Annotated in this window: 12 protein-coding genes and 1 pseudogene; 3 read left to right on the top strand and 10 right to left on the bottom strand. The window is 69.9% G+C overall.

What is annotated here, in order from left to right; translation table 11 throughout:
• Window positions 1-618 precede the first annotated feature (618 nt).
• A complete protein-coding gene (locus tag AC1RQF_RS20525; RefSeq protein ID WP_492872838.1) occupies window positions 619-1,386 on the bottom strand; it encodes a 2OG-Fe(II) oxygenase in 768 nt (255 codons plus the stop codon).
• A gap of 18 nt (window positions 1,387-1,404) precedes the next feature.
• Between AC1RQF_RS20525 and AC1RQF_RS20520 the strand changes: the two are divergent.
• A pseudogene (locus AC1RQF_RS20520) lies at window positions 1,405-1,837 on the top strand (YbfB/YjiJ family MFS transporter); the annotation flags it as partial.
• A 26-nt stretch (window positions 1,838-1,863) separates the two neighbouring features.
• Here AC1RQF_RS20520 and hpaC read toward each other — a convergent pair.
• Window positions 1,864-2,445: a 4-hydroxyphenylacetate 3-monooxygenase, reductase component gene (gene hpaC, locus AC1RQF_RS20515; protein ID WP_443111461.1), complete on the bottom strand. Its 582-nt coding sequence runs from the start codon at window positions 2,443-2,445 to the stop codon at window positions 1,864-1,866.
• A gap of 347 nt (window positions 2,446-2,792) precedes the next feature.
• Here hpaC and AC1RQF_RS20510 point away from each other — a divergent pair, with 347 nt between their 5' ends.
• Window positions 2,793-3,425 (top strand): response regulator transcription factor, encoded by a 633-nt coding sequence (locus AC1RQF_RS20510; protein ID WP_273996903.1) that lies wholly within the window; start codon window positions 2,793-2,795, stop codon window positions 3,423-3,425.
• Between the two features lie 35 nt (window positions 3,426-3,460).
• Here AC1RQF_RS20510 and AC1RQF_RS20505 read toward each other — a convergent pair whose 3' ends face one another.
• The 5 genes from AC1RQF_RS20505 to AC1RQF_RS20485 form a co-directional block, all read right to left on the bottom strand.
• Entirely contained in the window at window positions 3,461-4,204 is a 744-nt protein-coding gene (locus AC1RQF_RS20505; RefSeq protein WP_492872837.1) for an SDR family NAD(P)-dependent oxidoreductase, read from the bottom strand.
• Window positions 4,205-4,254: 50 nt separating this feature from the next.
• Window positions 4,255-5,379, bottom strand: coding sequence for an amidase (locus AC1RQF_RS20500; protein WP_492872836.1), 1,125 nt, complete (start codon window positions 5,377-5,379; stop codon window positions 4,255-4,257).
• A 21-nt stretch (window positions 5,380-5,400) separates the two neighbouring features.
• On the bottom strand, window positions 5,401-5,958 hold the full coding sequence (locus tag AC1RQF_RS20495; protein ID WP_492872835.1) for a nuclear transport factor 2 family protein: 558 nt from the start codon (window positions 5,956-5,958) through the stop codon (window positions 5,401-5,403).
• An 8-nt stretch (window positions 5,959-5,966) separates the two neighbouring features.
• Complete coding sequence (locus AC1RQF_RS20490) at window positions 5,967-6,344, bottom strand: hypothetical protein (RefSeq protein WP_492872834.1); 378 nt, start codon at window positions 6,342-6,344, stop codon at window positions 5,967-5,969.
• Window positions 6,345-6,426: 82 nt separating this feature from the next.
• A complete protein-coding gene (locus AC1RQF_RS20485; protein ID WP_492872833.1) occupies window positions 6,427-7,620 on the bottom strand; it encodes an acyl-CoA dehydrogenase family protein in 1,194 nt (397 codons plus the stop codon).
• 169 nt (window positions 7,621-7,789) lie between these two features.
• On the opposite strand from AC1RQF_RS20485, the gene AC1RQF_RS20480 reads away from it, so the two are divergent.
• Window positions 7,790-9,358: a PAS domain-containing sensor histidine kinase gene (locus AC1RQF_RS20480; protein WP_492872832.1), complete on the top strand. Its 1,569-nt coding sequence runs from the start codon at window positions 7,790-7,792 to the stop codon at window positions 9,356-9,358.
• Window positions 9,359-9,446: 88 nt separating this feature from the next.
• On the opposite strand, the gene AC1RQF_RS20475 is transcribed toward AC1RQF_RS20480, so the two are convergent.
• The 3 genes from AC1RQF_RS20475 to AC1RQF_RS20465 form a co-directional block, all read right to left on the bottom strand.
• Complete coding sequence (locus AC1RQF_RS20475) at window positions 9,447-9,833, bottom strand: tautomerase family protein (RefSeq protein ID WP_492872831.1); 387 nt, start codon at window positions 9,831-9,833, stop codon at window positions 9,447-9,449.
• Between the two features lie 97 nt (window positions 9,834-9,930).
• Window positions 9,931-10,434, bottom strand: a complete 504-nt coding sequence (locus AC1RQF_RS20470; RefSeq protein WP_492872830.1) for an aromatic-ring-hydroxylating dioxygenase subunit beta — start codon at window positions 10,432-10,434, stop codon at window positions 9,931-9,933.
• A complete protein-coding gene (locus AC1RQF_RS20465; RefSeq protein ID WP_492872829.1) occupies window positions 10,431-11,714 on the bottom strand; it encodes an aromatic ring-hydroxylating oxygenase subunit alpha in 1,284 nt (427 codons plus the stop codon). Before AC1RQF_RS20465 ends, AC1RQF_RS20470 begins: the two co-directional genes overlap by 4 nt.
• Between the last annotated feature and the right edge of the window lie 139 nt (window positions 11,715-11,853).

Genomic DNA, 11,853 nt, shown 5'->3' with positions numbered 1-11,853 from the left:
CCCCCCCCCCCCCCCCCCCCCCCCCCCACCCCCCCCCCCCCTCCCCCCCCCCCCCCCCCCCCCCCCCCCCCCCCCCCCCCCCCCCCCCCCCCCCCCCCCCCCCGATGCGACGCGGAAGACGGCCTGGCGAGGAAGCGGAACGAAACGAAATGCACGATGTGATGCGCTGACGGCGGGAGCATGGGTCGAGGCGAGCCATGGTATCGCCGTCTGTCGGAGGGATTTGGCGGTTGTCCTATGTTTAAGACAAAAACTGTAGGTTGTTTCTTAAAATCGAACGAGTACTAATATGGTGGGCGTTTCGGACGCTTTCCAGTACGCGGGATGTGTGTCGTTTTCGGCGGCGGAAGGGCTGCCTATTGCTTGGTTCGCCCTTGTCACGCAGGCCGCGCCGCGGCATGGGCGTGCGTCGTGCCGGGGGTGAGGCGACGCAGCGGGCCCGTGTGGCCGCATGCATTGGCGTGGGTTGCGGCAAGGCGCGGGAGCGCGCGCGTCGGCGCGAAGCCTCGTCTCACAGGAGCCGGCATCCGGATTCATGCGGGAATGCGGTGCACGAACGGGACGGCTCAGTGCCGTCGGGTCCGCGCGCGGGCCGGCGCGGGGCGGGAGCAGGGCCGCTCAGGCGGCGTCGTGGAAGATGAGGCCCAGCGTGGTGCGCTGGCCGTCGTGCACGCGGCTGACGCCGTGGCGCATGCTCGCGCGCGCGAAGCCGCGCGCGCTGCGCACGGGCCGGTGGTTGACCGCGAATACGACGCCGTCGCCTTGCCGCAGCGGCACGATTTCAGCACGCGGCGCTCCGCGCGCGGCCTGCTCGGTCAGCATCAGCTCGCCGCCGCCGAAGTCGCGACCGGGTTCGTCGAGCAGGAACACGGCCTGCAGCGGGAACACGTGCTCGCCGTACAGGTCCTGGTGCAGACAGCAATAGTCGCCCGCGCGATAGCGCAGCATCAGCGGCGTCGGGCGTCGCTGCCCCGCGGCGTGACAGCGGGTGAGCAAGGCCGCGTGCTCGGCGGGAAAGCGCGCGTCGATCCGCAGCGCCGCATGCCAGCGGTTCGCGATCGGCGCGAGCAAGGGATACAGCGCGGCGCGCAAGTCGGCCACGGGTTCCGGAAGCGGATAGCTGAAGTAACGGTATTCACCTTGTCCGAAATGATGGCGCGACATCACGACGCGACTGCGAAAGCGCGTCGCGGCGTCGTCATACAGCGCCGCGGCCGCGCGGCACAGGTCGGGCGTCAGCACCGACGGCAGGATCGCATAGCCGCGCGTCGCGAGGTCGGCCTCCAGCGTTGGCCAGTCGAGCGCACCCAGGCGCGCGGCGGGCGAGGTCTCGGCCTCGGGCGCGAGCGTGGGGCCGGACGTGAAATCGAGCGGCAAGGTCGTCATCGGCAAGCTCATCGTTCCTCGGTGGTGCCCGTATTCTACGTAATGCCCGGCGCGGCGACCATGATGTCGGCGCGGTGTGGCCGGGGATGCTCGACTGGATCCGCAGCGGGCTGGCGCTGGCCGTGCTCAACGCATTGCTCGCCATCGCGACGCTGGTGCCCGCGCGGGTTGTCCATCCGACGGCCGCGTTCCCGCGACGTGCTGTTCGGCGCGACGTTCCTGTCGGCCATCGCGTCGACCACGGCGTTCGCTGCGGCACGACCTGCCGTGGGCGAAGGGCACCCGCGCGTTTGCGACGATCTTCATGTTCGGCCAGACCGAGCGGCCGTTCGCGATCGGCTGAGTGTCGAACCGCGCGGGGCCGGCGCGCAGGTTCGCGCATTCGGCGCTGACGCTGTTCGTGGGCGCGGCCCTCGCGGCCGGGCCGCGCGCGCCGCGCGCGGCGGCGTAGTCAGCCTCGGGCCGCGCGGCGCGGCGTCACCGCACGGATGCCGTGCGCGCGACGCGATGAAACGCGCGGTTGAAGTAGATGAGGCTGTCGCCGTCGTCGCGCACGCGAATCGACGTTGTCTCGATGAACATCACCGAATGCGACCCGACCTCCTTCATCTCGGCGATCGTACCCTGCACGCTCGCGAGCGCGTCGCGCAGCACGGGCACGTCCCGCTCGCCGCGATCCCAGACGGGCAAGTCGAAGCGACGTTCCATCGGCAACTCGGTGAGTCCCGCGAAATGCCGCGCGAGGAGTTCGTGCTCGGCCGGCAGCACGTTGATGCAGACGTGGCGATTGCGCTCGAAGATCGCATGCAGCGCGCTCGACCGGTTGAGGCAGACCAGCACGGTCGGCGGAGTGTCGGTGACGGAGCACACGGCGCTCGCCGTGATGCCGCCGCGGCCGTGCGGTCCGGCCGTGGTGATCACGTTGACGGCCGCGCCGAGGTGGGCCATCGCCTGGCGGAAGGCCTTCAGCGTATCGGTCGGCTCGACGCGCGTCGTGCGCTGGCGGTCGGATGCGAAGGGCGAAGCAGACGCGGCGGACGCGGCGGGAGTAGGGGGCATGGGGTGCTCCTGAGTGAACGAAAGCGGCGATGGCGCGTGCGCGAGCAGCGCGGCGGATCGTTAACGATGACGCGAGCGTACGTCGCGAAAAAGCGGAAGAACATTCGAACGATTGACGCCGGAGCTGGCATTTCCGCCAACACGTCTAAAGGTTCTACCTATCGCTGGATCGCGCCCCGAGGAAAAAGCGCGATCGCGCGTTCATGCGAGGCATGCAGGGGTTTTCAGTGGGTTTCCGGCTCGTTATGATGTGCCGTATCCCCCCGCGAGCGCGAGCGCAACGGGCCGGTCGCCGGCTTCGCGCGCGATGCGTCCGATACCCATACCGATATTTTCGAGACAACCCGATGACGCCATCCGCTCCGATCGTATACATCGTCGACGACGACGGCGGCATGCGGACCTCGCTCGCGTGGTTGCTCGAATCGGTCGGGATTGCTTCGGAAGGGTTCGCGAACGCGGCGGATTTTCTCGCGCGCTTCGACGTGAACCTGCCCGCGTGCCTGGTGCTCGACGTGCGCATGCCGGAGAAGGGCGGGTTCGACGTGCAGGCGGAACTGAATGCGCGCGGCGCGACGCTGCCGGTGATCTTCGTCAGCGGGCACGGCGACATCCCGATGTCCGTGCGCGCACTGCAGAACGGCGCGATTGATTTCGTCGAGAAGCCGTACAACTCGCAGCAGATGCTCGAATGCGTGCAGCGCGCGCTGCGGCTCGCGCGGCAGCGGCATGCATCGGGCAGGCGTCACCGCGAATTGCGTCAGCGGCTCGATGCGCTGACCGCGCGCGAGAAAGAGGTGCTGCGCGGCGTCATCGATGGCAAGGGCAGCAAGCAGATCGCGTCGGACCTGTCGATCAGCGTGAAGACTGTCGACGTGCATCGCGCGAGCATCAAGGAGAAACTCGGCGCGACGTCGATCGCGGCACTGGTGCGCGACGTGATGGCGGTGTGGGGCGACGAAGGCGATGCGTCGCGCTAGCGTTGCGGGCGGTGGCGCGGCGCGCACGCGCCGGCTCACCGCATATACAACCCGCCGTTGATATCCCAGCACGCGCCGTTCGCGAAATGCGCGTCGCCGGACGCAAGCAGCACGGCCGCGTCCGCGACGAACCCGGCCGAGCCGAGGCGCCCGCCCGGCAGGCTGGCGCGCACGCGCCGGAGGCTCTCCGGCGCGACGCTTTCATAAACGATCGGCAAATCGAGCGGCCCCGGCGAGATCGCGTTGACCGTCACGCCTTGTGCGGCGAGATCGCGCGCGAACACCTTGGTCAGCGTCAGCGTGCCGCCCTTCGCGGCCGCGTAGTGAGCGCCCGTCGCCGAGCCGCCGTTCTGTCCAGCGAGCGATGCGATGTTGACGATGCGGCCCGCGCCGCGCGACGAAAAATACTGGCCGAATACCTGGCATCCGAACAGCACGCTGCGCAGATTGACGTCGATCACCCGATCGAACTGCTCGGCCGTGATCTCCATCGCGGGCACGACTTTCGACGCGCCCGCGTTGTTGACGAGCACGTCGATCGCGCCCCAGCGCGCGACGAGCGCATCGCGCGCGGCTTCGAAATCGCGTTTGGACGTGACGTCGAGCGGCAGCGCGACGACGCGCGCGCCGTCGGGGTCGAGCACGCGGGTGTGCGCCTCGATGGCATCGACGGCGATGTCGGCGAGCGCGACGCGATAGCCGGCCGCATGAAAGCGTTCGGCGATGACGGCGCCGAGCCCGCGCGCGGCGCCGGTGACAAGTACGACTCGATCGGACATGGTTCATGGATTCCGGGTAGGCGTACGCGCCGGCGCGTACGCATGATGGATCAGGCGGCCAGCGCCGCCTCGAAGTGCGCGGCGATCGCGCATACCTGTTCGTCCGCGCCCTTGCGCCCGACGATCTGCAGCCCGCTCTTCAGCGGCGAGCCGGCGAGCGGCAGCGGCAGGCTGAGCGCGGGATGGCCGCTCAGGTTGAACGGGCGGATCAGCGACGACATCGCGATCACCGACACGCCGCTGCGCGCCTCGTCGAGCGTGATCGGCAACGCAGGGAGCGTCGGCAGCACGAGCACATCCGCGTTGCGCAGCGCGAAGTCTACCTGCGCGGCGAACCGCGCGCGCACGACTTCGGCGGCGGCCTGCGTGGCGGGCGTGGTCGTCGCGGCGGTGCGCAGCCGCGCATCGAGATCGGCGCCGAGCCGGCCGGTCGCGACGAGGTGGCCGAACGCGCGCGAGGTCTCCGCGTTGATCACCGTGAGGCCGGCATCGAAGGCGGCGCGCAGGTCGTCGAGCACGATGCGCCGCGAACGATAGCCGGCCGCGCGGATGGCCGCGTCGAGCGCGGCGGCGATGGCCGGATCGGCGTCGACGACGACTTGCGCGACGGTGCAATCCGTTACCGGCGTCGTCGCGAGCGTGCGATCGAAGCCGGGTGCGATTGCGGCCATCGCTGCGGCGAGCATGCGGATGTCGCGCGCGAACGGCCCCACGCAGTCGAGCGTCGATTCGGCCGGTGCGACGCCGCGCCGCGATACGCGGCCGAAGGTCGGCTTCAGGCCGGTGACGCCGCAGCAGGCGGCCGGCCCGCGAATCGAGCCGCCGGTGTCGGTGCCGAGCGCCGCGTCGACCGCACCGAGGCCGACCAGCGACGCGGAGCCGCTCGACGAGCCGCCCGGAATGCGCGCCGCATCCTGCGGATTGACCGGCGTGCCGGTGTAGTCGTTGATGCCCGTCATGCCGAACGCCAGCTCATGCATGTTCGCCTTGCCGGCGATCTGCCAGCCGGCATCGAGCAGCAGGCGCACGACGTCCGCGTGTTGCGCGGCGGGCGGCGCGTCGGCCAGCGCTCGGCTGGCCGCGCGGGTCGGACGGCCCGCGATGTCGATGGTGTCCTTGATCGCGATCGTCGGGCCCGGCCCGCCGAAGGTGACGGTGTCGATGAAGCCTGTCATGGTGTGGGGCGTGCGAAAGGGTCAGGGCCGGGGCGCAGTGGCGAGCGGCCATGGGCCGTCGAGCACGCGTTCGGTGCGGAAATGGCGGATCAGCCAGGTCGAGCCGTCGCCGGCCGGCGCGAAATCGACGCTCAGCCGCGCAGCGATCAGCTCTGCCGTGCCGTCGGCGTAACGTGAAGCCTGCAGCATGATCCAGCGGCCGCGCGCGATGGCGTGGCCGGCGTCGACGTCGATCGATTCCGACGTCAGGAAGTGCAGGTTCGCCGAGAAATGCGGGTCGGGCGGCAGATAGCGGCGCAGCATCGCGATGATCGCATCGATGCCTGCGAGGCGGCCGAACCTGCTTGCGTACTGTGGGCCGATGCCCTCCCACACCGCGTCGGCCGCGAACAGGCCGGCGAGGGCCGGGCCGTCGCCGGCCGCCCCGGGCACGTCGCACAGCGCCATGTAGCGCGTCATCGCCGCGCGCACCGCGCGTTCGGCGTCGAGCGTCGCCACGCGGTGGATCAGGACGTCGAGCGCATCGAGCCGGGCGTGCGCACCGTCAAGACTCGACCGAGGGATCGCGGGCGTCGTCATCGCTGGAATCACGACGTGGGCCGCGCGGCCGGCGGTACGGTCAGCGCACGGCCGACCCGCGCCTCGATCTTGCCGTAGCGCCACAGGTTGTATTCGCCGACCGGCGTCGTGCGATACAGGTTGCACACCGCGACCGTGGTGTCGAAGTCGGCGACGTCGGCCATGATGTAGAAGGTCCACGGCGCGCCGTCGGCCTGGCCGACGACGAGCCGGTCGTCATCCATCACGCCGAGCACGCGCACACCCGGCATCGCCTCGACGGCCGCGAGCATCGCGCCGTGCGCCTGCCAGACTTCGCCGATCTTCTCGCGCGGCAGGTCGAAGAAGTTTTGCGAGACGCCGCAGCAGAACAGCACGCGCAGCGGCAGCGGATTCGAATCGGACATGACAGGATGCTCCTGAGGAATCGGGGTTGCCCGGCCGGCCGGCACGGGCATCGTCGAGGATGACATCGCGACGCGACGCGGGTTACAAGTAGCCGGGAAACGGCGCGACGCCGGTGAACACCGCGCCGGCGCCGTCGAAGTTGCCCTCGGCGAGAAATGCGTGCTGCGTGACGATCATCGCGTCGCGCAGCAGGCGCTGCAGCGGATGCGAGCGGTAGATCGCGGGCGTGCCGCCGAGACGGTACGCCCGTTCGACGACGCTCGCGCCTTCGCGCGCGATGTGCGTGGCCGCGAGCCGCAGCATGCTGACCTGGTCGGGCGTTACCGGGTTGCCGGCGAGGATCGATTGCCAGACGGTGTCGGTCGCATCGTAGAAGAACGCGCGCGCCGAGCGCAACTGTGCTTCGGCCTTCGCAAGCTCGATGCGGAAGTACGCGCGATCGGCGAGGCGCGGCGCGCCGGTGGTCGTCTGTCGCCCGCCCGACATGCGGTTCACGACATCGAGCGCCGCGCGCGCCAGGCCGAGGTTGACGACGGCGAGCACCTGAGCGGCATACGCGACGGTCGGGTAGCGGTACAGCGGTTCGTCGACGGTCGGTTCGCCGCCGCGCACGAAGGTCCAGGCGTCGGCCACGAAGCGGTCGTCGACGCGCAGGTCGTGGCTGCCGGTGCCCTGCATGCCGACCACGCTCCAGTTCTCGACGATCTCGACTTCGGCGGCGCGGAACACGGCCGTGCGCGGCTTGTTCGGTGCGGCATCCCGCCCGCCGGGCACCGCGATGCCGACGCCGAGCCAGTCGGCGCCCTTGCAGCCGCTGGCGAATTTCCACGTGCCGTTGACGCGCCAGCCGCCGGGCGCAGGCTGTGCCGGCTGTACCGGGAACAGGCCGCCCGCGAATACCTGGTCGGGGCCGCTCGCGTACAGCTCCGCCTGCGTGTCGAGCGGCAGCGCGGCGAGATACACGTTGGCCGAACCGAAGCTCGCGACCCACGCAGCCGAGCCGTCGGCGAGCGCGATCCGCTCGATCATGTCGAGGAATGCGGTGGGCGCGAGCGCATCGCCACCGAAACGGCGCGGCGTGCCCGCCCGGTAGATGCCAGCCTGCTTGAACAACGCGATCATGTCGCGCGGCACGTGCGACAGACGGTCGAACTCGTCGCGGCGTGCGGTGACGGCGTCGATCACGGCGCCGAGCGGCGACAGCCGCGCGGCCGGTTCGCCGACGGCGTGCGGTGAGGGCGACGCGGTGTCGAGGGCGAGTTCGGCATGGGGCATGGCTGTCTCCTGATGCGAATGAGCGTTCGGGGGCGGGCGGCGCCGGCGTCCCGCGGCAAGCGGCGCGACACACGATGCCACCAGTCTAGAAACGCCGGAAACGCGCGGCAATTGGTGCGATCGGTCGCGCGACAGGGGGCGTTCCGTGCCGAACTAAAGAAATCTTCAGATGCGATCCGCGCGCGCCGGTGCTATGTTGAGATGCCGGCCGCGCGACGTCGCGCGTCCTCATCCGACGCCGATCATGAGCTTTCCCGACGAAGACGATTTCCACCGCCTGCTCGATGCACTGACGATCTGCGTGCTGCTGCACGATGCCCGGACGAAGGCGATCGTATGGGCGAACCGCGCCGCGTGCATCGCGCTCGGCTTTTCCGTCGAGGAGCTGTTGCCGCTGAAGGCGCCGGACATGACGCGCCCCGGACCGAAGTACCGCCGCGAGATCGGCGTGGGCGCGATGGATCGGGCGATCGTCGACGGGCCGCAGGTGTACGAGTGGTGCTACCGGTCGCGCGCGGGCGTCGACATGTTGTCGGAGGCGATCGCGACCTATGTGCCGCTGCACGGGCGCGACGTCGTGATGGTGCAGTTTCGCGACATCAGCGCGGAGGAGGCGATCCGCCAGCAGTTGCGCCGCTACGAGGCGCGGTTGCGCGAGTTCATGCAGGACCTCGACGAAGGCATCGCGGTCGCGACGCCGCATGGCGGCGTGCAGTTCATCAGCGAGTCGGGGCGGCGCGTGCTCGGGCTTGCGCCGGACGACGCGCCCGGCGCGCTGCTCGACTACTGCGCCGGGGCCGACCGCGACCGGCTCGCCATGCAGCTTCGCGCCGCGCCGTCGGCGTGCCCCTCCGATCCGCAGCGCTACCGGATCGCGCGGCGCGACGGCGCGTTGTGCTGGCTGCGCATTCTGTGCCGGCAGGTCGAGATCGAAGGCGATCTGGGCGGCCTGCTCGTGCAGTTTCGCGACGTGAGCGCCGAAGTCGCGATCGAGGATGCGCGGCGCGCCGAAGCGCGGATGCTCGAATACGCGGGCCGCTACAACGCGATGGGCGAGATGGCGACGGTGATCGCGCACGAGCTGAGCCAGCCGCTCGCGGCGGTGCGCAACTTCATCGGGGGCGCGGTGCGGCGGCTGAACGCGCGCGGCGCGGTGGACGACGCAATCTGGGGGCTGCGCAGCGCTGACCGGCAGGCGGAACACGCGGCGCTCATCATCAAGAGCGTGCGCGAATTCATCGTGAAGCGCGAGCCCGTCGTCGTGGTCGCGGACCTGCGCGACATCGTCGCCGACGCTGCGTACTTCATCGAGCTGCGCGCGAAGGAAGCCGGCGTGACGGTCGCGATCGCGCAGGCGGACGCGCCGCTGCCGATCCGCTGCGAGCGCGTGCTGATCGGGCAGGTGATCCTGAATCTCGCGTTCAACGCGATCGAGGCGTTCGCCGGCTGCGAGCGCACGTCGCGCGCGCTGATGCTCGGCACGGCAGCCGTCGGCGGGCAGGCCGAGCTGCGTGCGATCGACAACGGTCCGGGCATTGCCGACGGCGCGCACGGCCGGCTGTTCGATGGCTTCTCGTCGTCGAAGGCCGGCGGCAACGGGATCGGGCTGTCGCTGTGCAAGAGCATCGTCACGCGCCATGGCGGGCGGATCGGCGCGAGTCCTGCCGGCGGCGGCGGGCTCGACTGCCGCGTGACGTTGCCGCTCGCCGAAGCAACCCCCGACGCGCACCGGTCTTAGCGAGTGTCGCGGCGCAGGCGAACGTGGGATCGCCCGGCCGTCCGGCGGCCGGCGCGTATCGGTGGGCGGGCACGCACGGGGCGCACGATCAGCGTCCGAGCGCCCGCGCGGTCTGGCCGCCGATGCCGAAATCGGTGTTCGGAATGTCCTTGATCATCACGCGCGTCGCGTGCAGCGGCGCATCGAGCACGCCGGCGGCGACGTCGGACAGCGCGGCGATCAGTGCGCACTTCTGCGCGTCGGTGCGGCCGGCGATCAGGATCGCGACGATCACGGGCGGCGGCGGCGGCGCGCCGTCCGCCGCGCCGCGGCCGCCGAGCCCGATGTGGGCCGCCGGCAATTCGCTGAGCAGGATGCGGATCGATTCGGCCGGCGCGCCGATCGCGTCGACCGTCGCGCCGGTGAGGCCGGCGATCAGCGCGGCCTTGCGGGCATCGCCGTGGCCGGCCGGCAGGAAAACTTCGAGTGTGGGCATGGTCGTCGGGAAAGGATAGGGGGCGCGGCCGCGGTTTCGCCGCCGCCGTCAAGCGGCGGCGATCGCGCCGGCGGCCCGGCGGCGAAACCGCGTGCGCTTACAGCAGGAAGCCGATCGCGCTGAGCGCTTCGGTCGAGTCGATCAGGCGCACGACTTTCTCTGCGATCCGCATCTCGCCGTCCGCGTCGACGCGCAGCCGGTGCGTGACGTCGGCCGCGAACAGCGTCGCGGCGCCGCGCTTGTACGCGACGACGACCTGCGCCGATTTGAGTTCGACGGCGTCGATGGTGCTGCTTTCCAGCGTGAAGCGCGACACGGTGCGCACCGTGCGCGCCGCGTCGGACGCCGACGCCGAATAGCCGGACAGCATCCGCTGCACGCGCTTCTCGCGCATGTCGCGATCGTCGAACACGTAGTTGAGCGTCGCCGCGAAGTCGGTTGCGTCGGGATCGATCGGCACCACGTAATGGCCGGCCGGTTCCCACAGGTCGAGCCACGCGCGGTAGTCGCGGCGGTCGAGCAGTTCGGCTTCGCGCCACACGAATTCCACCGCGCGGGCGAAGGTCTGCTGAGAGAAAAGGATGTTGCGGTCGTCCATCATTGTTGCTCCATCAGCTTGCGCCATTGCCGGTAAGCCTCGCGCATGCCGGTTTCGTCGGTCGCATGCGCGGTCTTTTCGCCGTTCGCGGCGGTCGTTTCGCGGTTCAGCCCGCGGTTCACGAGGATCGCCACGTCGGGGCCGGCATGCGCGCCGCGCTGCACGCGCTCCCACGCTTCCGCGTCGTCGGGGCTGCCGAAGCCGAACGGGCCCTGGAAGTGCTCGTGGATGCGCAGCCGCTCGCGGTTCGCTTCGTCAGGGCCGCCGTCCATTGCGAGTGCGACGTGGCGAATCTCGGTCTCGTTCGCGGAGATCGGCCGCAGCACGCGGAAGAACGCCATCGACAGCGCGAGGTTCGGGAACAGGTTCAGGTTGAAGCCAACGCCCATCAACGAGCGCACGATGCGACGCACTGCGTCCGGCGCGTGGCGCTCGGCGAGCGTCGCCGCGAGCGGCGCGAAACGCTCGGGCAGCGGCGCACCGTCGTCCTCGTCGAGGTCGATCAGACCGGGCATCAGCACAGCCAGGCTGTGGCCGTTGCCGAGCCCGCGGCAGAACGCGTCCTCGCTGGTCATGAAGCGGGTGATCGCGGCGGCCGTCTCGTCGTCGATCGACTTCATCCACGACTTGTGCACGACCGGGAAGTGGTAGAGATCCGTCGTGTTCTCGAGCTGGATCTTCCAGTTGCCCTTGAATTTGAACTTGTGCTCGCCGTTCGCCTTGACCGGATAGCCGGCGCCCTGCTTCATGAACAGGTCGATCCACGGCTTCGCGCCGCCGAGGAAATCGTCGAGCGGTTCGACGTCGTCGTCGAAGCTCGCGAAGATCAGCCCCTGGTACATGCCGACCCGCAGCTTCACGAGCGGCAGGTCGCCTTTCTCGCACACGCCTTCGTAGCCGTCGCCGTAAGGCAGCGCGCGCAGCGTGCCGTCGAGCGCGTACGACCAGCTGTGGTACGGGCACGTGAAACTCTTCGTGTTGCCCTTGTGCGCTTCGCAGACGGTCGCGCCGCGATGGCGGCAGCGGTTCTGCAGCACGTTGATCCCGCCGGTCCTGTCGCGCACGACGATCACCGGCTGGCGGCCGATCGTCGTCGTGACGAAGTCGCCCGGGTTCGGCAACTCGCTCTCGTGTGCGACCCAGATCCAGGTGCGGTAGAAGATGCGTTCGAGCTCCGTCTCGAACAGCGCGGGATCGTGATACATCGCGGGCGCGATGCGGTCGGACTGCGCGAGACCGTGCAGCGCGCGGGTGTCGATCGTCTGGTAGGGAAGGTCGCTCATCGTCGTCGTGGGGAAAGAGTCGTGGAATCGGGCCGTGCCGTGCGCGGCGTCCGGGTTCGGGAAGCAGTCTCGCCTCCGGTGATATATCCGTCAAATTGATCTAAAATCGACTGCTAAATAAATTTGGCAAATGAAGGAG

Source organism: Burkholderia sp. GW821-FHT14F03 (assembly GCF_058803765.1).
The sequence above is the reverse complement of the archived record's forward strand: the minus strand, read 5'-3'. Positions and strand labels throughout refer to the sequence as shown.

Coding starts and splice junctions, on each gene's coding strand:
- hpaC (WP_443111461.1), bottom strand. CDS start 2,445: ATGCCCCCTACTCCCGCCGCGTCCGCCGCGTCTGCTTCGCCCTTCGCA.
- AC1RQF_RS20490 (WP_492872834.1), bottom strand. CDS start 6,344: ATGTCCGATTCGAATCCGCTGCCGCTGCGCGTGCTGTTCTGCTGCGGC.
- AC1RQF_RS20470 (WP_492872830.1), bottom strand. CDS start 10,434: ATGATGGACGACCGCAACATCCTTTTCTCTCAGCAGACCTTCGCCCGC.
- AC1RQF_RS20485 (WP_492872833.1), bottom strand. CDS start 7,620: ATGCCCCATGCCGAACTCGCCCTCGACACCGCGTCGCCCTCACCGCAC.
- AC1RQF_RS20475 (WP_492872831.1), bottom strand. CDS start 9,833: ATGCCCACACTCGAAGTTTTCCTGCCGGCCGGCCACGGCGATGCCCGC.
- AC1RQF_RS20500 (WP_492872836.1), bottom strand. CDS start 5,379: ATGACAGGCTTCATCGACACCGTCACCTTCGGCGGGCCGGGCCCGACG.
- AC1RQF_RS20465 (WP_492872829.1), bottom strand. CDS start 11,714: ATGAGCGACCTTCCCTACCAGACGATCGACACCCGCGCGCTGCACGGT.
- AC1RQF_RS20480 (WP_492872832.1), top strand. CDS start 7,790: ATGCGATCCGCGCGCGCCGGTGCTATGTTGAGATGCCGGCCGCGCGAC.
- AC1RQF_RS20525 (WP_492872838.1), bottom strand. CDS start 1,386: ATGACGACCTTGCCGCTCGATTTCACGTCCGGCCCCACGCTCGCGCCC.
- AC1RQF_RS20505 (WP_492872837.1), bottom strand. CDS start 4,204: ATGTCCGATCGAGTCGTACTTGTCACCGGCGCCGCGCGCGGGCTCGGC.
- AC1RQF_RS20495 (WP_492872835.1), bottom strand. CDS start 5,958: ATGACGACGCCCGCGATCCCTCGGTCGAGTCTTGACGGTGCGCACGCC.
- AC1RQF_RS20510 (WP_273996903.1), top strand. CDS start 2,793: ATGACGCCATCCGCTCCGATCGTATACATCGTCGACGACGACGGCGGC.